Below are 21,041 nucleotides of genomic sequence, written 5' to 3' on the forward strand. Positions count from 1 at the left end.
ACTGGTGGAAGCGTGAAACCAAAACCTACCAATCAATTAGGGATTGGCTCAAAAACCATGGTTTTGAGTCATGGAGGAGGTACCATGCATTCCACCTTCATGCTGTTTACAAGCAACACGAGAGGCTAAGGCACTATTACCGCACGGCAATTAGGTTCCTTGCGAGGGCAATGCATGAAATGGGTGTTGATGAGGTGTTCATCGGATACCCATACCTAGTTAGCCAGGATGATGGCAACGAGTATAATGCAAACATCTGGTGGTTCAGCAAAATCATTAATTGGCTTAAGGATGTGCTTGAGGAGTATGGGATTAAACTCAACATAGTGAATGAGTATGGTACTAGCAAACAATGCTCAATATGCAGCATGAAGCACGAGAATGGTAGAGTGAAGAGAGGACTATACATATGCCCAGTAACGGGCATAAAGATTAACGCAGACTTAAACGCAGCGAGAAACATAGCAAAGAAGGCAGGCTACGAAGCACCAATACCAAAGAAGATACTGAGCTACATAGTAACAACCAATGGTGTAAAACCATTAACCCCCAAAGAGGGGGTAACAACCAAGACCCCCACAGTGAAAAACCCACCCAAAAGGGCGAGGAGGGGGTCATATGCCCTTCGATGATTACGTTAATGAATGTGGTGTTTCAGGCCTATTAAACTCAATGGGTATTCCAGCGGTAACGGAGGAGTATACTGAGGATGGTGTCTTTAATTGGTATGCACTCTTCCGTGAACAATACGTAACAACTGGTATTTGGGATGCTCAAAGTATTGAGGATTGGTGCAGTGGCTTCATAAACAAGGTAAGCCCCATGCTATTAAACATTAGGCATGTGAATCCAAGCTACTACAAGCCTAGGATTGTGATAATGGCAAACCTCGCCATTTATGGCGGGGTCATCCCACTACGTGAGAATTTGGCGTTAGGTTTATTAACCCCAGCGGAGCTAGAGTATTCAGTAGCCCCGATGAAAGCGGGGTAACCTCCAAGACCCCAAGAAACCCCCACCCCTAAAAGGGCGGGGAAGGGGTCAGAACTTGGATATACTGGGATGTTAATGATGGAAGTGGCGAACTATATAGGGCATTAACACCAAATGGATTAGCCAACCCAATCATCTGCATAAGGGAGTATTGGCCTAGGGCACGTGGTTAGGTTTATAAATTAATGTATTCAGGTGCAATGCTTATAAACTAAATGCCGATGTAAATTTTGAAGTACCATGAGTAATGTGGTTGATAGGCTGTATGGTAAGGTTAGGGAATTGCTTAATGGGGGTAGGGGTATTAGGCGTAATGTAATTGAGCATGCCTTTAAGAGGACCCTATTAATAACACCAGGCGATGTTAATATTGTTAATTACCCACGTAAACCTGTGGAGGTTTTTAACCCCGCCGCCGTGCTTAAGGGTGATGAGTTACTAATATTCCCTAGGGTCATATTTGACTACCTAAACTACATCTCAAGTATAGGTTTGATTAGACTTAAGGTTAGTGACGTCGTTAATGGTGGTGTGGCTAGGCCTATTGAGGCTAAGGTGATAATGTGGCCTAGGGAGCTTTGGGAGTTTAGGGGTTGCGAAGACCCAAGGGTTATTAGGCACGGTAACCAATACTTAATGCTGTACACAGGTTGGGGGTACTACATGGCCAACAATGAGTTGAAGCCAAGGGCCCACCAAGCCTTCGCCGTACTTGATGAGGAGTTGAATACGGTTAGGAGGGGTTACTTCAGAATTAGAGCTAAGAACAATGACTTTTACACTCCCGATTGGTGGAAGGACTCAGCCTTCATTGAGGTTGAGGGGGATTCAGCGTCAATGTTAACTAGGCCTAACATTAATGGTATTGAAGTTGGCTGGTTCAGTGAGGCTGACCTAGGTGAGTTAACTATTAGTGAGGACTCCATGAAGCCCATCCTGCCCTTCGAGGATTTTGAATTCAAGGTTGGCTGGTCAACCAACACCGTTAAGCTATCCCCCAATGAGTACATTGTTGGTTGGCATGGTGTAGTTAAGGAGGATTACTCCTACAGGAATGGGTTAGCCATAGTTAACGGTGATGGTGACCTACTCGCCATAAGCAACTACCTACTGGCGCCGAGTGGTATTGAGGAGGAGTATGGGGATAGGCCCAGGGTCATATTTGGCGATGGCCTGGTTAAGTGGGGTGAGTGGTTGATTTGGGTTGGCGGTGTGAGTGACTATGCAATTGGTGTATACGTCGCTAATGTGGATACCACCCTAGGCAAGTTAAGGTGGCTGAGGGGTTAAGAAACAGTTAATCTTAGGGAGAGTCGTTGAGGTAGACCTTCACGATCTTCCTCACAGCGCTTCTTATGTGGTGATTCGCCGTTGCCTTACCCACACCCAGGGCTCTGGCCACGTCGCTTAGATTTGCAGTCTTCACTTCACTGAAGTAACCCAACCTGTAGGCCACCTTAAGCGCCTTAACCTCACTCTCCGTTAACACGCCTAGCGCATTACCCCCTCTGAACAATGGCTCCCTATGCCTAGCCACCTTAATAGGTTCACACTTAATAAGCTCAACACTGCCTCGCCTCTTCAGCTCACTGCAAACCCCCTCAGCATCCTTCTCATCCAGGAAGTAGGCCCTAAACCACTTAAACCCACCCATAACCCTGGACTCGGCCAGTATACCATTATTGGAGGTTATGATGTACTTCAAGACACCACCAATGGGTGCCAGGTAAATAACCTCGGCGTAGTTCCTTGAAACCCTATTAACGTGAAGTACCTTAAGCACGTTACCACCAGTCCTAAAGGAGCTTAGGAAGCCGCTGAGTGCAGTTGAGTGTGGGCTATGAATGCCGATAACCTCAAGACTAAGTTCACCGTGATTAACGAGGTGTGAGTATAAGCCATTAACACAAACTCCATTGAACTCATGCGTTAGGGCGCTCCAATCACCAAGGTGCCTAACATTAATACTGAGGCCGAGCACGGGGTTAAGGTGTTTAGAGCATCTATATTAAGTTTATTCCAACACCAGACCTCAACTACTTTTAAATCAGTGCATATTTTACATAGATGTATTGAACAGATATTATGAAAAGCTTAAATAGATGTAAAAGTATAGAGATATATATGGAGGCGAGAACATACATACTCATATCAGTAATGGTAATCATGGTAATGGTGGCGGCGTACAGTATCAATGTGGTGTATGCTCAGCAGAAGCCTCAAATTATTCAAGCTATTCCGGGTACGTTGATTTATGTACCATCGGGCCCTAATTTTAACCCATACGCCCCAAGCAACATAGTTGGTTCAGTAGCCACATGGGTACCATTAGCCTTTTACAACCCATTCACTGGCCAATTCTACCCCGTTTTAGCTAAGAACTGGACTATTCAAATTTTGCCTAATGGTTCAGCCCTATTCACCATCTACCTTAGGAAAGGTTTGTATTGGTTTAATGGTTCTGCAGTGATACCCTTCACCGCCTGGGACGTCTACGCATACTTCTACATTGGTATGAAGGCGTTCTGGTGGTATTCACCATGGATTAACAACTCCCTTACTGATGAGGATATTAGGGTGTTGAACAACTACACGATACAATTCCTATTCCAGAAGTGGACTACCTTCATACCCTACTGGATGCTTCCAAGCTGGATAAGCACACCTTACGCCGTTTGGAAGCCCATTATTGATAAGCTCAGGACTATGAACCTAACGCAAGCTGTTAAATACTCAACAAACATCACGGAGTTTGTGCCATCCTATTGGGCGTTAAGTCCATATTACTTAACGTACCTAAGCTCCACTTACATCGACATAACCCTTGAACCAATGTATTACAATGGAGTGCCATTGTTGGCTAGGTGGGAGGAGATATTCCCATTCGCAAACTGGAATGACTACAACCCAACCATAGTTAATTGGTACGTTGCAGGTAATACCCAGGCCATGAGCGCCTTCCTGGCTGGTAAGGCAACGTGGGGTGGTATTGGCTTATCTGAGCAGCAGGTTGGTGTGCTTAACAAGAGTGGCGTAGGTGTTTATCTATGGTTTGACTACAGTGCTTGGGGTATTACCATAACGCCATACACCTTCCCATTCAACATCCCTGAGGTTAGGCAGGCTTTGTGTGATGTGATTAATAGGAGTGAGGTTGTTGCGGCATGGGGCCTAAACTACCCGATGTACGCCCCCGAACCAGCCCCACCATACACATGGAGCACCTACCCACCCAGCGTTAGGCAGTTCCTGATACCATGTGAGTATAACCCAAGTTATGCAGCTCAAGTCCTTCAGAAGTATGGGCTTTATGAGAAAGGTGGGCAGTGGTACCTACCAAACGGCACACAATTAACGATAACGATACTTGGGCCAAGTGGTTGGACTGACTGGATGACTATGACCAGTGATGCCGCTGAGCAGTTATCAGCCTTTGGGATAAAGACACAGTTAATCGGGCAGGACGTTGGTATTTACTGGGGTACTACATTCCCCAAGGCTCAATTTGAGGCCGCAATAGCATGGTTAACCTTCGCTAAGGCATACTCCAGCGCCTGGTCATTCTTATCGTGGCCATTCTGGTCATTCCCAGAGTTCAACGTTTCAGTACCCTGGACATTCCAGTGGCCTAATGGTACATGCAGCCCGGTCTATATGCCAGTGATTCACACGCCTTATGGTCCAATGACAACGCCAAACGGTACGATTGTCTGGTGCATTAACTCAACGTTAGGCTACATAAACTTCACCAATTGGGTCTGGGCATTTGACCTATCCTACCCAGGGACTCCTGACTATGATGAACTCCTTGATGTGATCTTCTCATGGTACCACTACTGGGTACCGGTAATACCGCTAGCAGCTAAGATTGAGCCGTTTGAATACCTTAAGAGTTTCATAGACCCACTTTGGGTTTACCAACCATACATAGTTGATAACTACCCGTGGTTCACAGCCTTCACCGTACCATACTATTCAGCATGGGGTGCATCAACAGCCTTCGCATACGTCTACGCCTGGCTAGGCGCAGTAGCACCACCCGGCGTAGTGCCGCCGGTTGCTCAAGCAATCGCCAATGGTAGTATTTGGACGAAGTATGAGTGGTATGCTAAGTACCTTGGCATACCGACACCTGATCCCAAGCTCCAGGAGGTTGTGGCATCATACTTCCACATACCGTATACGCCAGTAACCACAACCACCACTACGACCACTACTACAACAACCACTACCACAACGACGACTACTCCTGTTACCACCACTACATCAACCACTACTACCACCACGACTACTACTGCTGTTTCAACGGTAACATCAACGGCAACAGTAACAAGCACAGCAACCACCACTGCAGTAACGACAACAACAGCAGTGAGTACGGTAACCGTGACAAAACCAGTAATATCAACAGCACTAGTAATCGGAATAGTAGTCATAGTCATCGTAATAGCAGCAGTAGCCGCAGTAATAGCAATGAGAAGAAGATAAACACAAACCAAATCCCAACCCTCCTTCAAAATCAAATTTCTCCTTTTTCCTAGTCTTTAAATGTTCATCTTAGGGATGATTAGTTCTGACCCCCTCCCCGCCCTTTAGGGCGGGGGTTCCTTGGGGTCTTGGAGGTTACCCCCTTTTATGGGGGCTACTGAATACCCTAACAGGGCTGGGGTTAATAAATCCACCGCCTGAGTCTCACGTAGTGGGGTGACCCCGCCCTAAAGGGCAAGGTTTGTCATTAGTTATCACCGTTATGATGGTTGGAAAAGTTGAAAAATGCTTGTCTCGTTGGCTTGATGTGAGTAGGCCTAGTGTTAAGCCTTACGTGGCGGCCTTATCAATGGTTGCCAGGGTGTTTAGGGGGAGGGGTGTTGACTTTGTGCTTGTGGGTAGTTTAGTACTTCCCCTGGCTTATGGTATTGATTGGAATGTTCATGATGTTGATGTTTTCCTGCTTAACAAAAGTACGTTGACTGATGAGGAGTTTTTTGAGGAGGTTGCTAGGGAGAATGATTGGGATGTTGGCTTAACGGCCTTCGGTGGTGTGTATTATGAGGTTGTGGTTGGTGGTGAGGTTGTTAGGGTTGATTTAATGGAGAACCTGCTGGACGTATACATGCCCCAGGAGTTACTTAACGACACGGTTACCGTCAGGGTTGATGGGGAGGAGGTTAGGGCTATTAGGCTTGAGGGGCTCATAGTGTTGAAGGCTAGGGAGGCCACTGATGAGGCTGAGGAGTTCCTTGAGGAATTAGCCTCAGTCCTGGCCGACCCTAAGACTGGTGTTGAGTTGGATAAGGGTAGGGTGCGCAGGTACATTGAATCCTTCCCAGAGGATGAGAGGGGTGGGATAACCCACAGGATTGAGGTTTCCGGGATATACCTAGACTAGTTTAAGGTAAAGGTGGCCTAACGCTAAGCAGCATGGGCGCCGTTAACGGTCTCCTTGGGTAACCCTGGGTCTCCCTGCTCAACCTGGCTATGAGGTCCTCTAGGCTCATTGCCTCCTGCCCAACACCCCTAACCCTAACGCTCAGCTTACCAGTCTTAGCCTCACGCTCACCGTAAACAACAATGTACGGTACCCAAAGGGTCTCCGCATCCCTAATCTTCCTACCCACGGTCTCATCCCTATCATCAACCTCGACCCTGAAGCCAGCCTCCTCAATCCTCCTACCCAACTCCACTGCATCCTTAACGTAGCCACTGGAGACTGGTATGACCCTAACCTGCACTGGGGTTATCCAGGTTGGTAGGCTCGGCACCTTACCCTGGGCTTCACTTATGGCTGCAGTGTCCAGTAGCGCGAATATGAACCTCTCCACGCTCCCCAATATGGCCGTGTGTATTATGACAGGGTACTTCACGCTGTTATCAACATCCCTATACCTAATCCCAAACCTCTGGGCATTGCCTATGTCGAACTGGAAGGTGGCTATCTCCCTCGGCCTCCTCAACTCGTCTATTATGTGGTACTCCACGTTCAGGACCCAGTAGTACCTAGCCCCCTCAAGGACCCTGACCAGTATTGACTTACCCTCCCTCCTGGCTAATTCAACGAGGTAGTCCTTGTTTTGGTCCAGGAATTCCTTGGTGACGTTGTATAGGCTTACGTAGTCCCTCCCAATCCTCCTAATCTCCTCGAATATCTTCGCATGGAGCCTTAGGCCAACATCCATGGCCTCCTTAAGGTCCTTCACGAATATGTGCAGGTCCGGCATGTAGAACCTCCTCAACCTGAAGCACAGTACAGTCTCCCCAGGCTGCTCATACCTATAGCTATCAGCCACCTCAAGCATGCCCAGGGGTAGGTTCCTGTAGCTCAAGACCCAGTCCTTAATCATAGCGAACTGTTGGAAGCAGGCGGCGTACCTCATGACAAGGTCCTCATCGGACTCAGTCACGTACATCCTCTCCCCGAATAACCCAGCATGCTCACTGATCGCCTTATCACTGAGCCTAAACATGTTAGTCCCCTTAATTTTGAAGACCGGTATGCCCAGCGACTTGGCCACCTGGTAGGAGTAGTCGTCCAGGAGCTCAATCATGACCGTGGCGTATGGCCCATACCTCATGTGCCCAACGTCAGAGAGGGGCTCCCACTCGAAGCCGAACTTGAGGCAGTAGTCAATGTACCTGGGCTGTTCCTTACCCTCAAGCTCCCTCTTAAAGACCTCCTTCTCAACGAGAACCTTCAAGTCACCCTCCCCCTCACTGAAGTTGTAATTGGCTGGGTCGTGGATTGAGCCGTCGGGTGAGATTATTATGTAGTAGTCCCTTGTGTAGGGTTTCCTAGGCTGGGCCTGCTCCTGGGGTGTTATTGTCCTGCTTAACTCGGATAGTGGGTGCCCTAGGCAGCTTAGGTTGAATGCCTTATACCAGCCGAAGGGGGCCTTGTAGATAGGCACATTGGCCTTACCTTTAAGTGCCTCGTAGAGGGCGTTGAGTATGGCCATGGCCCTTGGCGGTGGGGCTAGGTTTGGGCTTAGGTGAGCGTATGGGTAGAGGAATATTGAGGATGCCTTAACCTTACCAGCAACGTCAAGGACATCATTGACAACCCTCTCCAGGAAGCTAGGTGAGTCATTATCATTCTCCTCAATTGTCGTGAAGACTACTAGAGTATTCCTGGCACTACCCCTCCTCAACTCGTCGCTTAGGGGCTCGGGGTTCTCAACAGCCTTATCCTTAACCTCGTATGAAAACTCCCCAGCGTGTATTAACAGTAGCCTCACAAAGGGGGCTGGGGTGGTTGGTTTTTTGCTTTTCCCAACAAGGCTAATGGGCCCAACCCCCACGCAACCGTTGACTGACCTCAGCCGTAGCCATGGGCCCATGCTCAGGCCAGTGGACCCCTGAACACACCCACCCCGGCTTAGGGCCGCTCCCTCCCGGGCCTAACCCGGTTCACCGGAGTCCCACTACCCACAACCCTACGGCTGTGGGCGTGGGTGGTGGGCGTCTCAGGGGGCTGGCCATCACGGCGGTACCCATGGCCCGACACTGGGCCAATCAACGGCTGTGTGGGGTTTCGGCCCCCGCAGACCTACGGCCCCCGCGTGGAGGGGGAGGGGTGGCGCCCCTCCAGGCCCGGCCCAGTTAATGGGCTGAGGCCCCCTTTTAACCTTTAAGCCCTGTTCTAACTATATAGTACTAACTATGTTATTTAGTGGTATTGTCTTGGGGAAAACTATTAAAGGGCCCTTACCAATTCATACATGAAATTGGGATGGGCGACTCAGTGTCAATAGTGGTGCCCACGCTTAACGAGGCTGGTAACGTGGGGAGGCTCATAGAGGAGTTGGCCACCAACCTTAAGGGCATCGATTACGAGATCATCATTGTTGACGATGGCTCAACTGATGGCACAACCAAGGTGGCTGAGGAGGCTGCTAGGGGGCTTGGCGTTAACCTTAAGGTTATTGAGAGGGGTAGGAGACTTGGCCTATCCAGCGCCGTCATAGATGGGGTGAGGGCCAGTAGGGGCAACGTGATAGTCGTCATGGATGCCGACCTTCAGCACCCACCCTCAGTTGTGCCTAAGCTAATAGAGGCAGTGTCCAACGGTGCAGACGTGGCCATAGCCTCAAGGTACGTTAAGGGTGGTGGTATCGCCGGTGATTGGCCAATTTTAAGGAGGGTGATAAGCTGGGGAGCAGCTACACTAGCCCACATACTGATCCCCTCGGCAAGGGGTATCAAGGACCCAGTCTCAGGCTTCTTCGCCTTTAAGAAAAGCGTCATGTGCCTAAACAGGCCCTACGGCGACTACAAGATACTGCTCGACATACTAGCCCTCTGCAGGGTTGGCAGCGTGGTGGAGGTCCCCTACGTCTTCAGAACTAGGGAGGCTGGTTCATCTAAACTGGGGGCTAGGCAAATAGTGAACTACGTTAAACAGCTGGTTTCGATAACGGTGAACCTGCTGGCCATAAGCAAATACAGGCCCCTCAAATTCGCCACCGTGGGTGTAATAGGGCTCTTTGTGTCTGAACTGGTCCTACACGCCTTCTGGAGGATCCTGGGCCTACCCTACTTCATATCCCTAATACCGGCCCTAGAGGCCGGCATAGTTAACAACTTCACCCTAAACAAGGTTTGGACCTTTAGGGATAGGTCAGTGGGCTACCTAGTGGGGTTGGGGAAGTACCACGTAGCAAGCCTGGTGGGTACCGCCGTGAATTACGCGGTAACTAACCTACTCCACTACGTCCTCGGGGTCAATGGTTACGTGGCGTATGTGATAGGGGTCATATTCGGCTTCCTGGCGAACTACATAATGGCAGAGGTCTACGTCTTCAAGTACAGGGGTGTGGTGGTTAACAACACCATTGCATCAACCCAAGGTCCTGAGGCGTATTAGTCTTTGTTTTAATGATGAGGGATAACACTGTGGCTCACCCCATGGGCAAAGATGCGGAGTGGTGGTTGAGATGGGCTTAGTTGAATGAGGGAGGCATCGATGGCAAGTTAAGGGCCTCTGAATAAGCCGCACGGTGCATTGGGCATGAGAATACCTGTGGTGATTCCTAAACGTTTTAAAAGTGCACCAACATGGGCACTCCGTGTCGAGCGGTGGGAGGGGCTGTGACCCAGTTAGCATTAGGCTTGAGGCCGAGGACTTTAAACTCTGGTACACCAAGTTCAGGGATGTTATAAGTGACCTAAGCCTGGTCAGGAGGGTCTCGTCGATAGTTTACAACCTACTTAACCAGGGGTGCAGCGAGGAGGACGTGATCAAGGCCGTTGAGGAGATACTTAGGGGTGTCAACGTGGATCCACTGGCCATTAGGAGGGGTGAGTTCCAGGGGTTGAGGAGTGACGTGGTTGAGGTTTTAAAGGTAATATTCCCAAACGCCACCCAGGAAACCAAGCCACCATTCTTCCTGGGCGAGGGAAGTGGTGGGAGGGCTGTTAAGCAAGCACCATCAACCACCGGGCGGGTTAGGAGGGCTAGGAGGGTGATTAGGTTTAGGGGCCTTGAACTGGCCTCATGGATCATGGTGGCGGCCTCAACGGTAACAGCCATAGCGTCACTCATAACCGGCGGGAGACTAATACTGGGCATAGGCCTATCATTAGCCTTACTCTTCCTAATAATAGCCCTCATAACCCACATACGCATGCTGTAACCTACAATGCCCCGTTCCCCGCATGCCTGTGTCCCTAATCATTCTTCATCCCTTGTCGGGGCTTGTCCCCATTCTTGGGGCATCATTGGTCAGTTTTCCCACGGGGCTGGGGGCTCGGGCACTCACAGTTGCCTCGTGCCCGAGGCTACCACCACCCCTCCTAGGCAGAATTTAAGCATTTCACTGGCAAAAATTTATAAATAGCTACTGGGTAGGTGAGGTAGGTTTAAGGTTCCCCATTCAGTGTTTCATTACTTACAGCTAATCTAAGATGAGACGTAAACTAAAGGTTTTTATAACCCCTTTAAACTCATTAATGGGACTGCATCATTACCAATAATGGTGGATGCCATGGTTAAGAGGACTCGGACAAGCAGCTTTGGTGTAACTGGGAGGGAGAGCCATGACTCATCACCATTTTACTCACGGAAGCTTTACAAAGATGTTAAACTCCCCGAGCCCTCGCCTAAAGACTTAGTGGAGAATAAGGTACCTAGTGAGCTTCTCGATAAGGTTATCCTTGGGGATGCCCGTGACGTGCTTAGGAAGTTGCCTGGCAACAGCGTGCACCTGATGGTCACCTCACCACCCTACAACGTGGGTAAGGAGTACGATGAGGACTTGACGTTGGGCGAGTACCTAGACTTCATCGGGGAGGTTATGCGCGAGGTCTACAGGGTGCTTGTCTGGGGAGGGCGTGCATGCTTCAATGTGGCCAACCTCGGGAGGAAACCCTACATGCCCCTTCACGCCTACCTCATACAACTGTTCGAGGGGATTGGCTTCCTCCTAAGGGGTGAGGTGATTTGGGATAAGGGGGACGTCGTCAGTGGGGCATCCATGACCTGGGGCTCCTGGCAATCAGCGGTTAACCCAGTGTTGAGGGACCAGCACGAGTATATAATAATCCTGTCCAAGGGAAGCTTCAGGAGGGAGAAGGGAAGCAAGAAAGACACCATAACCAGGGAGGAGTTCCTAGAATTCACCAGGAGCGTGTGGAGGTTTCCCCCAGAGTCGGCTAAGGAGGTTGGCCACCCAGCACCATTCCCCGAGGAACTGCCGTACAGGTGTATCCAGCTTTACACCTTTGAGGGGGACGTAGTCCTGGACCCATTCGCCGGGTCGGGTACAACCTGCGTTGCAGCGGCTAAGACGGGGAGGCACTTCATATGCATTGACGTAGAGGAGGAGTACGTTAAGATTGCGGAGAAGAGGGTGAGTAAGATTTTAACCACCAAGAAGATAACAGAGTACTTACCTAACCATTCCTCGGCAGGTGGAGGTTCATGAATTGCCCTACCATTATGGTGATTATGCGCATTCATGCATTGAACCTTCACGTACTTAAACTGGCCATGCGCCTAAGCACGTGGTAAAGCTTATTAATGCTACGTTGTTAGGCTGCGCTGTGTCCATTAATCCACCGGTGGCTATGGTTAAGTCGCCTAGGGGAGGTGAGGTGAGGCCAGGTAGGGGTTTCTCTATTGGTGAGGTTAAGGCAGTTAACTTAACCGTTGAGGAGGCTAGACTACTCGGCATACCTGTTGACGCCAGGCGTAAGACTACCTGGGAGTGGAACATTAAGGCACTTCAGGAGTACCTAAGCAAGGTCGTTAATGTCACGGATGTCTCCCAGCTGCCACTGCCGGCTGAGGCTAAGAGGGTTGCCATTAAGCCTAAGAGGGGTAGGGCCTTCAGGGGGCTTACACCGGCTGGTAGGAGGGCTAGGGGACTTCTTAGCATTGGTTTAAGGGAGACTCACAAGTACAAGTGGAGGAGGAAGCAGAGGCAGCGTGAGTTGAGGCTAAGGCATGAGGCGGTTTTCCGTAAGGGAGGCGCCTAATTCCCCACCCTGGCATTAATGAATATGGCTTTGCCGCATTGCCTAACATTCCCCGATGCTTAACAAGGGGAATGTTTTATAACTAGCGCATTAGGTTAGGGGTAATTAGTATGAGTGATAGGGATCCTGAACTTGAGTTGATTAGGCTCAAGAAGTTGATGAGCCTAATGGCCCAACAACCTAGGCAGGAGGTTAAGGATAAGCCCATGGATGTGGTGGCCGAGGTTAAGGCCATGACTAAGGGTGAGAGGGCTGGGGAGATTATTGATAAGGCGGTTAAGCTGTATGGTGAGGCTGCCTTAGCGGTTTTTAGGCAACTGGTTAAGCTTCATAGGGATGGTGCACTGGGGGAGTTGACCGATGGTGAACTTTACAATATACTGGAGAACGTGGGACTGCACATACCCATAGAGACGAGGGTGAGGATAGTTAGGCATGGCGAGGAGAGGAGGATTGGGGAGGACCTCCAGTAGCTTTGCTTAACTAAACCTTACCTGTGATTAAAGTTTAAAAGAGGTGCTGGGGATGGGGCCTGATGAAGAGGGTTATTAGGATTCAGACCAGTGGTGGTAAGGTACCGCCTCAGGCCATGCAGCAGCTGCAGGGTGCTGGATTGAACGCCCAGGAGGTGGCCAACATTATTAATGATAAGGTTAAGTCCGTTGCCTCACTGGGTTTCCAGAACCTTAACGTTGAGGTTGAGTACGATGACTCAACGAGGAGGGTTATCAAGGTTAATGTGGAGTACCCACCCATAACCGACATCTTGCTTAAGGTAGCCGGTAAGGACACGCCAAGTCACCAGGCCGGTAAGGAGATTATCGGCGACTTACCCCTGGAAAAGGTGGCTGAGGTGGCCTTGATTAAGATGGAGGAGTTGGGCAGCAGGACCTTTAAGGCAGCCTTGAAGCAGGTTGTAAGCACATGCAGGTCCATTGGGTTGACGGTTAACGGTAAGGACCCTAAGGCAGTGGTTAAGGAGATTGACCAGGGCGTGTATGACGAGTTAATATCCAAGTACGAGAAGGGGCCCACCTCAGGTTAAACCAACCCCAACACCCCTCAACTCAAGCCTCATTAGGAGCCTGGCCATGTCCACCTGCGTTATCAAGCCACCGAGCCTCCTCCAAGTCTCCTTACCAACCACTATGATTATGAAGAAGTCTTCGTCAATCCTCTTAATTAAGGATTCCAACACAGCCTTACCTGAATCAACGTTGAGTATCGGCAGGACCCCATTACCCACATCAACCAGTAGCGGTAAGCCCAACTCCTCGCTTATGAATAACGCAGCCTCCTTAACCCTTTCATCACTAACCACAATTATTGCCCCATGCATGGAGCCCAGTTAAGCATATTAGGGTAGGTTGAAATACATTTCCAATGTTTAAAGCCGATGCAGGGTTGAATAGGCCAATACTAGTCTGCGCAGTACCGGTTAGAGAGCTGAGGCCCCTGGGTGCATTGGCTGGTTGCGAGGCCGTTGAACTGAGGTTAGACTACATGGGTGGTGAATTGGGTTCAAACCTAGCCGGATTAAGGGGTTTCATCGAGGACCTGCTTAGTGAGTTTAGGGCTATAGTGACGGTTAGGGATCCTGGGGAGGGTGGGGTGAGCAACGTTGACCCGGGGCTTAAGGTTAAGGTACTTAGCATGGCTGCTGAGGCTGGAGCTTTAATAGACGTGGAGGTTGATTTCATTAAGGCCCACCGGGACTTGGCTGGGTTTAGGGATAGGGTTATATTGTCTAGGCACATTTTAAACAGGGTTGATGGAATCAGGGGCATTATAATGAGTGACTACTCCGTGGCCAATTCCATGCACGCCTTTGCTTACAAGATAGCCACAATCAACGACAGCGACCTACCGGCATTAATAGAGCTCCTGGTTAATGAGGGTGAGACGCCCGTGGCCATAATACCAATGTCACCGATCCACAGAGCGGTTTCCATAATGCTGGGCACCGCCTTAATGTACTGCGCCGTTGACTGTGGCACAGCCCCAGGGCAGTTGAGTATTCAGGACTGTGTGAGGATTAAGGGGGAGAGGGTTAGGTTGATTGAGGCTACACGTAATCACCCCTATCAACCTCATTCAACGGTGACTCACCCCTAAGGTACCTAACGGCGTTCTCCACAGCCATCAGTACAGCCCTCCTGGCCACCTCGGGCTGTGCACCACCGGCTATGTGGGGTGTGCCCAGGAAGTTGGGTAGGTTAAGTAAACTGGTCCTCGGGTTAAGCGACTCCCCTGAGCCGTAATCCCAGAAGACGTCCGTACCGTACCTCAACCCCCTCCTCGCGGTTAAGACCCTGTATAGGTCATCCTCCTTGACTATGTCCCCCCTAGCCACGTTAACGACGATTGCATCCTCAGGTAGTAAGTTAAGCTCAGCCTCGCCGATAAGGCCCCTCGTGTGTTTAGTTAACGGAAGCGCAATAACCATGACATTAGCCCTCGGTAAAACATCCCTCAGCCTACTCACCGGGTAGGTTTCATCAAAGTAGGTGGCTGGCCTACCACTCCTGTTAACCCCAATTGTGCTCATGTTGAAGGCTGCCTTACCGATCCTAGCCACCTCAGTTCCAATACCCCCAGTCCCGAGGACGAGTAGGCTCTTACCCGTTAATTGCCTCGGTGAGTATGCTGGGTCATTTAGGTACCTGTCCCTGTCCATTAATCTTGAGTGAACTCCCTTAGCAAGGGTTAGTATTAGGGACCAGGCGTGTTCAGCTACGGGCAGTGAGTAGGCCCCAGCATTGCTAAATATCCTAATGTTACTGGGTATTTGAGCGTACGGTAGGTGGTCAACGCCCGCTGAGAATGTTTGAATAACCTCAAGGTTCGGCATGGCCCTAATCCACTTGGTCAGGTTGAACTCGCCTCCGCACCAGCATAGGAGTACATTAACCCTGCTCAGTATGTTAGGCAGCTCCGCCTCACCCACATCGGCTAATTCATAAACCTTGGCGTACTTGGCTAGGAGTTCCTTACCCTCCCCAGGGAGTTTTATCGTCGAGGCAGCAACCTTAGCCATAACTAGGGTCATTAATGGCGGTAAAAATAATTAACTCCCTGGATTAATAAAATACACGTTAGCTGGCTGGTACTCTTAAAAAGGGGAGTCCCAGCAAATGAGGTGGTGGGTAGATGGGTAGGGTTGTTGTTGTGGATCACCCATTAGCCCAGGACATATTAACGACGCTTAGGGATAGGAACACCAAGCAGATTGAGTTCAGGAAGGGGTTGGTTAGGTTAGGTAGGTTGATTGGCTACGAGATAATAAGGTCCTTCGAAACCTACGAGGTTGAGGTTGAGACACCCCTGGGCGTTAAGGCTAGGGGGGTTAGGGTTAAGGACATGGATAAGGTGATTATAATCCAGATACTAAGGGCCGCCATGCCAATGGTTGAGGGTTTGTTGAAGGCCTTTCCAGCAGCCAGGATAGGCGTAATAAGCGCCAGGAGGGTTGAGAACACCCACGTGCCCGGTTCAATGGAGTTTCAGATAGACGTTGGCTACTACAGAATCCCCGAGATACACGGCGACGATACGTTGATAATAGTGGACCCAATGCTAGCCACGGGCTCAACAATACTGTCAGCCCTAAGCATAGCGTATAGGCATGGTAAACCAAGGAGGACCATAACCGTCCACGTCATAGGGACTAAGTACGCCATAGATAGGATCACGGCGAAGTACCCTGAGGTGGACATTTACCTAGTGGCCATTGACCCAACGCTCAATGAGAGGGGTTTCATAGTGCCGGGGCTTGGGGATGCAGGGGATAGGGCCTATGGGGAGGCTTAAGACCTCCAGCTACCGCCCCTCTTACCCCCAGTCTCTAGGAATGCCTCAACGGATTGCGCAATCCTCATGCCGTGGGCCAGGGCCTTACCTATCAACGTTGGCCCATTGGTAACGTCACCGGCAGCGAAGACACCAAGCCTCCTCGTCCTACCCTGGGCGTCGGTGTCAATTGTACCGTTCTGCCTTAAGGTTACACCACAGCACTCCTTCCTCATGGGTGGCGTAGGTATTTCACCTATGGCCGATATTAAGGTGTCCACGCTAACCACGAACTCAGAGCCAGGTATGGGCTCGGGGGCCGGTCTACCTGAGGCATCAGGCTTACCAAGCCTCATCTTAACTAGTTTAACGGCCTCAACGGCCTCCTTACCACTAGCCTCAACCGGTAGGGTTAACTCCATGAGCTTAACACCCCTCTGGATGAGCCTATTTATCTCGGCCTTACCGGCGGGGGCCTCGTTAATCGTCCTCCTGTAGGATAGGTAAACCTCCCTAGCCCCCTCAAGCTGGGACTCTATCGCTGCATCCACGGCGGTTAAACCAGCCCCAACAACCATTGACTTTAAACCTGTTCTGTAAACCTCGGACTTGGGTAAGTAACCGTGCTGGCTCGCGTATATCCTGAACAGGTAGTCGAGGGCTAGGTAGGACCCCTTAAGGTCCTCGCCAGGTATCCTGAGTCTCCTGGATTCCCACGTGCCCGTCGCTATTATGACTGCGTCGTACCTGTCAATCAACTCCTCAAGGTGAACCTTACTCTTAACGAACTGGTCACCCTCGATCCTGTACTCATCATCACAAATAACCTTAACATTAGTGAAGAAGTTAACCCCAAGCTCCCTAAGCTCCTCTACACCAGCCCTAACGTTCTTCCATGGCAGCCTCCAGTTGGGTATCGCAAAAAGCGTCATGCCACCTGGTTCAGGCATCCTATCATAAACATCAACATCATAACCCTTACATATAAGGTAACCAGCCGCACCAAGGCCAGCGGGACCCGCCCCAATTATGGCAACCCTACCCTGCCTCTTGGCTATCTTTTGCCCAGGGCTACACTTCAAGGCAAACTTCATAAATAGGTTACGCCTACCGGTTTTTAATTATTTTCCCAGCGGTTGAGAAAATGGGGCTAATGCCTTGGCTACGTGTATTTTACATATTAGATAAAGCAACGTATCCGTTAACCCTGCTCCTTAACTACACTTGGCCTTGATTCACAGGCTAGCCTACCTGCCTCATATGGGTCAGCCACGTACACTATCCTTGAGGTCCTCCTTTGGTCAACGTAATCCGGGAAGGCCAATTCAAGCCTGTCGGTGGGGAACCCCGTGCCCTTAAGCACTATGGTTGGTTTACCCATTGCGTACGCCATTAAAACCTCCATTATTGTCCCAGCAGCCCCACCAAGCGCCACCACTGAGTCGCTGCTCCTAACGAGGACCACTGACCTCTCCCTAAACTCCATACCAGTCCTAACTACAATAGCCCCACTGGGTGTTTCAATGTCCTCATGCTCAATAGGCAGTATTAACACGACCCTAAGTCCCCTTGAAATAGCCTCATCAGCAACCACCCTCATTAAACCCCAGTAACCCCCAAGCAGCACCGTTGGCCTACACGTCATTAACCCATCCACAACACCCCTAACAGCCTTAACATGCTCATCGTTGTAATCACCGCTATGGGCAGCTATAGCCACCTGCACTTGGCTAACATACCCCTGGAGTATAAAGGCATTACCGTTTCTCGGTGGGTGGTGGTTCACTGGTTCCCCATAATCTACCTCTTAACGGCTTTGTTGTGAACCACCCCCAGCTGCGGGAGTAAGTTCCCACCGATCACCCAGCGGTTCACATCATTCTCCTCACCGAAGACAGTTCTCCAAGGTCCCCTTCACCAAGCTCACCGCATTCACCCAACCAATGATTAATAACGCAGAAACTTATAATGTTTCACCCTTTGCTCACGGCATTAAACGAAAATAAGTATCACAAATAATTGAGAAAAACAGAAATAGTCCTCACTTAAGTGGCTGCATTAGTTTAATGTTAACTACTTTCCTCTATTCCTATCCCCCCTTATTGGGTATCATGCTTGGCATGGCCCCAGGCCCTTGACATCAGATTTATTAAGGTGGTGTTGGGCTTAGCGATGTAAGTAATGGTTGAGGAGAGGATACTGGTGCTTTGTGTAGATAGAGATAATGATGTGGGGGAGAGGTTGGGCGTTAAGACCCCAGTTATCGGTAGGGATAATGTCTTAAAGGTTGGGTTGGACTACATAGTCAGGTACCCTGATGACTCAGATGCCAATGCCATATTTGGGGCCGTTAAGGTTTACGACGGTTTAAGGCCAATTTACGGTGACAACATTGAGGTTGCATTGGTGACCGGGAGTAGTGGCGGCGACGTTGAGGCTGACTTAAAGGTTATGGCGGAGTTGGATAGGGTTTTAAGTGTCTTTAACGCCGACGGCATAATACTTGTCTCAGACGGGCCTTCCGATGAGGTTGTACTTCCCCTAATACAATCCAGGAAGACTGTTGTGTCGGTTAAGAGGATTGTGGTTAAGCAGACTAGGAGCGTTGAGGACTTCGCCGTCTTGAGCAGGTATTACATCAGGAAGGCCTTCCTTGACCCTGAGTGGAGGCGTTACACCCTGGGGCTACCAGGCCTCATAATAGCCCTCTACGGCTTATGGATCCTGATACCCCAGTCAATAAAGCCCATAATAGCGTCATCAATATCACTACTACTGGGCTTAGCGCTACTCTTCATAGCCTTCAACGCCTATAGGCCTCTAGTACTCTTCATTAGGCGTTACGAGGTCACCTTCTTCACCATACTCGTCACAGCCATTGTGATGGGGATGTACATAAACGCCTACTCAACCGTATTAAGGAGTAACCCATACCCACTGCTCATCGGTAAACCATTGACGTTACCTGAACTACTAGGCATAATATACGGCGTCCTGGTTGCCGTCCTGGTCCTGGAGACGTACACGAAGACTCATAGGATACCCTACGGCCACATAGCCTCAATATCACTGATATCACCCCTAACTGGCTTATCCTCAATAATAACCCCTGGCTTTAACATAGAGTCACTCATGCTTTTCTTAACAATATACATACTGATCAATATACTTGTACTAGCGTTAATATTCTTAATCAGGAGGCATGAGAGGAGGATGAGGATTGAGGGGAGGAGTTAAGGTTCACGTCACATTGAGGAGGTTGATGGGGGTTGAGTTAGCGTGCCTCGAATTAGGAACCTTAGTTAGGCTTAGCGGCCTAGGTGTAGGTAACTTTAAGTGTGGGGATGGTTGGGCTGAGTTTACCCTTAGTAATGACGTTAACGCACTATTGAGAGTAATGGACAGGGCGGCGTTGGTGAGGGAGGTTAGGGTTAACGGTGTTAGGCATAGGCCAACCCTAGTTAACGCTCTACCGCAGGTTGTTAAGACTGATTCACCGCATTTAAACCCACTTCACGCATTGCTAATGATAAACCTATCAGGGGTTAGGGAAGGGCCACTCCTTGACCCATTCTCGGGGTTAGGCACCATACCCAGGGTTGCGGGTAGGCTAGGCATATGGGCTGTGGGTTGCGACATCAAGAACCCGCATGACGCCATTTGCGACGCCTCAAACCCACCGGTAAGGTCCCACTCAATTCAAGCAGTGGTCACTGACCCACCTTTCAACAGGGTTTTCAGGGTTGGGATAAGGCTTAGTGGCTTATACTTAGGCTTCCTTGAATCGATCATTGACGCCTTAACCGACGAGGGGGCTGTGGTAATGATGACCCCTTCATATCTGCTCAGCCTCATCATTGATGAGGCATATGCAATGGGGCTTACACCATACTGCCTGGGCGTTGACCACGTGCATGGAGCCTTATCAAGGTTCATAGTTTGCCTAAGCAAGTCAAACAAGCACCCAGGGGTGGTAACGTTAATAAGCCTCATCGGTAACACAGTTAACCTAACTGGTGATGAGGCTGAGCTAAAACGATGAGTGAGTGCTTATGAGCCTACTGACACGGCGAAAGGAAAAGGTATTGCTCCATTAGATTTTGTTTAAGCGAGCGCCCTCAACCCCTCAGTAAGGCTGAGCGCCAACCCCATCCATGGCCGAGAGACCATTAGGTCTCCATGTGTGTTTGGGAGAAAACCTTAAAATCGCTTGTTCAAGGAGCCATGAGGCCCCGGTAGCTCAGCCCGGTTGGAGGGCCCCCTGGGTTAACGAACACCCTAGGGCCCGGCTTAAGCGCCCGCCTTGTAGCGGATGCAGGATAGCGGGAGGTCCCGGGTTCGAATCCCGGCCGGGGCTCCAGCATAGTCAACCAGTCTTCATTGATCTTAACGATTCGTTAAACCGCTCAGCATACTTACCGGTTACGTACATCACGACGCCTATACTGGCATCCTTACCAGCCACTGCTATTAGGGTTAGGTCACCGTATAGCCGCTCAGCGTAAAGCACATAACCAGAGTAGCTGACCAGCATGTACTCAACGTCACCGAGCCTGGTTTTAAGGCCCAGGCCCTTTAGTTGATTAGCGGCTAATGTGTATAGGGCTGAGATGGCGTTAACGTCAAGGTCAATCAGGGTCCTGTACATTATCGGCAACCCCTCATCATTGGTAATTATGATTCCAAGGACATCGCCCCCAACATCCCTTAGATACGAGTCCACCAACTCCCTTAATCTAACCATTAACCCACTCTTACTCATTAATAAGCGCCAGTACTGAAGGTTT

General features: G+C 50.0%; 22 protein-coding genes, 1 tRNA gene and 1 other RNA gene. 16 read left to right on the forward strand and 8 right to left on the reverse strand.

Annotation, left to right across the window (positions count from 1 at the left end; genetic code table 11):
- From AAX04_RS07250 to AAX04_RS07260, 3 genes are all read left to right on the forward strand, one after another.
- A partial coding sequence (locus AAX04_RS07250) for a zinc ribbon domain-containing protein (protein ID WP_156519744.1) occupies positions 1-632 on the forward strand: 632 nt, incomplete at its 5' end.
- Positions 619-993, forward strand: coding sequence for a hypothetical protein (locus tag AAX04_RS07255; protein WP_066796215.1), 375 nt, complete (start codon positions 619-621; stop codon positions 991-993). The genes AAX04_RS07250 and AAX04_RS07255, both read left to right, overlap by 14 nt.
- A 240-nt stretch (positions 994-1,233) precedes the next feature.
- Positions 1,234-2,283 carry a hypothetical protein gene (locus AAX04_RS07260; protein WP_084761260.1) on the forward strand — a complete coding sequence of 350 codons (1,050 nt, stop codon included), beginning with the start codon at positions 1,234-1,236 and terminating at the stop codon, positions 2,281-2,283.
- 13 nt (positions 2,284-2,296) lie between these two features.
- Here the strand turns inward: AAX04_RS07260 and AAX04_RS07265 are convergent, their stop codons facing one another.
- The gene (locus AAX04_RS07265) at positions 2,297-2,974 is read right to left on the reverse strand and encodes a helix-turn-helix domain-containing protein (protein ID WP_066796217.1); all 678 of its coding nucleotides are present in this window, start codon (positions 2,972-2,974) and stop codon (positions 2,297-2,299) included.
- Positions 2,975-3,117: 143 nt separating this feature from the next.
- On the opposite strand from AAX04_RS07265, the gene AAX04_RS07270 reads away from it, so the two are divergent.
- Together AAX04_RS07270 and AAX04_RS07275 are read left to right on the forward strand one after the other, a co-directional pair.
- Positions 3,118-5,481, forward strand: a complete 2,364-nt coding sequence (locus AAX04_RS07270) for an ABC transporter substrate-binding protein (protein ID WP_066796220.1) — start codon at positions 3,118-3,120, stop codon at positions 5,479-5,481.
- Between the two features lie 307 nt (positions 5,482-5,788).
- Positions 5,789-6,382, forward strand: a complete 594-nt coding sequence (locus AAX04_RS07275; protein WP_238377834.1) for a nucleotidyltransferase — start codon at positions 5,789-5,791, stop codon at positions 6,380-6,382.
- 1 nt (position 6,383) lies between these two features.
- On the opposite strand, the gene AAX04_RS07280 is transcribed toward AAX04_RS07275, so the two are convergent.
- Together AAX04_RS07280 and ffs are read right to left on the reverse strand one after the other, a co-directional pair.
- The gene (locus AAX04_RS07280) at positions 6,384-8,225 is read right to left on the reverse strand and encodes a threonine--tRNA ligase (RefSeq protein ID WP_066796296.1); all 1,842 of its coding nucleotides are present in this window, start codon (positions 8,223-8,225) and stop codon (positions 6,384-6,386) included.
- Positions 8,226-8,269: 44 nt separating this feature from the next.
- Positions 8,270-8,592, reverse strand: an RNA gene (gene ffs / locus AAX04_RS07285) — signal recognition particle sRNA.
- A 139-nt stretch (positions 8,593-8,731) separates the two neighbouring features.
- Between ffs and AAX04_RS07290 the strand changes: the two genes are divergently transcribed.
- The 6 genes from AAX04_RS07290 to AAX04_RS07315 all read left to right on the forward strand — a co-directional run bounded on the left by AAX04_RS07290 (position 8,732) and on the right by AAX04_RS07315 (position 13,510).
- A complete protein-coding gene (locus AAX04_RS07290) occupies positions 8,732-9,853 on the forward strand; it encodes a glycosyltransferase family 2 protein (RefSeq protein WP_238377835.1) in 1,122 nt (373 codons plus the stop codon).
- A gap of 202 nt (positions 9,854-10,055) precedes the next feature.
- Positions 10,056-10,622, forward strand: coding sequence for a hypothetical protein (locus AAX04_RS07295; protein WP_066796224.1), 567 nt, complete (start codon positions 10,056-10,058; stop codon positions 10,620-10,622).
- Positions 10,623-10,973: 351 nt separating this feature from the next.
- Entirely contained in the window at positions 10,974-11,912 is a 939-nt protein-coding gene (locus tag AAX04_RS07300; RefSeq protein ID WP_066796299.1) for a site-specific DNA-methyltransferase, read from the forward strand.
- 118 nt (positions 11,913-12,030) lie between these two features.
- Entirely contained in the window at positions 12,031-12,465 is a 435-nt protein-coding gene (locus AAX04_RS07305) for a ribosomal protein L13e (RefSeq protein ID WP_156519745.1), read from the forward strand.
- Positions 12,466-12,575: 110 nt separating this feature from the next.
- On the forward strand, positions 12,576-12,938 hold the full coding sequence (locus AAX04_RS07310) for a hypothetical protein (RefSeq protein ID WP_066796226.1): 363 nt from the start codon (positions 12,576-12,578) through the stop codon (positions 12,936-12,938).
- A gap of 62 nt (positions 12,939-13,000) precedes the next feature.
- On the forward strand, positions 13,001-13,510 hold the full coding sequence (locus tag AAX04_RS07315) for a 50S ribosomal protein L11 (protein WP_084761261.1): 510 nt from the start codon (positions 13,001-13,003) through the stop codon (positions 13,508-13,510).
- Here AAX04_RS07315 and AAX04_RS07320 read toward each other — a convergent pair.
- A complete protein-coding gene (locus AAX04_RS07320; RefSeq protein ID WP_156519746.1) occupies positions 13,502-13,786 on the reverse strand; it encodes a hypothetical protein in 285 nt (94 codons plus the stop codon). The two genes, AAX04_RS07315 and AAX04_RS07320, sit on opposite strands and share 9 nt — an antisense overlap.
- A gap of 62 nt (positions 13,787-13,848) precedes the next feature.
- Between AAX04_RS07320 and AAX04_RS07325 the strand changes: the two genes are divergently transcribed.
- Positions 13,849-14,580, forward strand: a complete 732-nt coding sequence (locus AAX04_RS07325; RefSeq protein ID WP_066796233.1) for a type I 3-dehydroquinate dehydratase — start codon at positions 13,849-13,851, stop codon at positions 14,578-14,580.
- Here the strand turns inward: AAX04_RS07325 and AAX04_RS07330 are convergent.
- Entirely contained in the window at positions 14,531-15,502 is a 972-nt protein-coding gene (locus AAX04_RS07330) for a 2-hydroxyacid dehydrogenase (protein WP_066796305.1), read from the reverse strand. The two genes, AAX04_RS07325 and AAX04_RS07330, sit on opposite strands and share 50 nt — an antisense overlap.
- A 113-nt stretch (positions 15,503-15,615) precedes the next feature.
- Between AAX04_RS07330 and upp the strand changes: the two genes are divergently transcribed.
- Positions 15,616-16,275, forward strand: a complete 660-nt coding sequence (gene upp, locus AAX04_RS07335) for a uracil phosphoribosyltransferase (protein WP_066796235.1) — start codon at positions 15,616-15,618, stop codon at positions 16,273-16,275.
- Here upp and AAX04_RS07340 read toward each other — a convergent pair.
- Both AAX04_RS07340 and AAX04_RS07345 read right to left on the reverse strand, forming a co-directional pair.
- Positions 16,272-17,348: an FAD-dependent oxidoreductase gene (locus AAX04_RS07340; RefSeq protein WP_066796237.1), complete on the reverse strand. Its 1,077-nt coding sequence runs from the start codon at positions 17,346-17,348 to the stop codon at positions 16,272-16,274. The genes upp and AAX04_RS07340 overlap by 4 nt on opposite strands.
- A 107-nt stretch (positions 17,349-17,455) precedes the next feature.
- Positions 17,456-17,980 carry a hypothetical protein gene (locus AAX04_RS07345; protein ID WP_066796240.1) on the reverse strand — a complete coding sequence of 175 codons (525 nt, stop codon included), beginning with the start codon at positions 17,978-17,980 and terminating at the stop codon, positions 17,456-17,458.
- Between the two features lie 455 nt (positions 17,981-18,435).
- Between AAX04_RS07345 and AAX04_RS07350 the strand changes: the two genes are divergently transcribed.
- The 3 genes from AAX04_RS07350 (at position 18,436) to AAX04_RS11940 (ending at position 20,614) form a co-directional block, all read left to right on the forward strand.
- Positions 18,436-19,491, forward strand: a complete 1,056-nt coding sequence (locus AAX04_RS07350; protein ID WP_066796243.1) for a DUF373 family protein — start codon at positions 18,436-18,438, stop codon at positions 19,489-19,491.
- Positions 19,475-20,296, forward strand: coding sequence for a TRM11 family methyltransferase (locus AAX04_RS07355; protein WP_066796246.1), 822 nt, complete (start codon positions 19,475-19,477; stop codon positions 20,294-20,296). Before AAX04_RS07350 ends, AAX04_RS07355 begins: the two co-directional genes overlap by 17 nt.
- A 187-nt stretch (positions 20,297-20,483) precedes the next feature.
- A tRNA-Thr gene (locus AAX04_RS11940) sits at positions 20,484-20,614 on the forward strand.
- Between the two features lie 6 nt (positions 20,615-20,620).
- Here AAX04_RS11940 and AAX04_RS07360 read toward each other — a convergent pair.
- Positions 20,621-21,016 (reverse strand): roadblock/LC7 domain-containing protein, encoded by a 396-nt coding sequence (locus AAX04_RS07360; RefSeq protein WP_066796249.1) that lies wholly within the window; start codon positions 21,014-21,016, stop codon positions 20,621-20,623.
- Between the last annotated feature and the right edge of the window lie 25 nt (positions 21,017-21,041).

It is taken from the genome of Caldivirga sp. MU80 (genome assembly GCF_001663375.1).
Lineage (GTDB): Archaea > Thermoproteota > Thermoprotei > Thermoproteales > Thermocladiaceae > Caldivirga.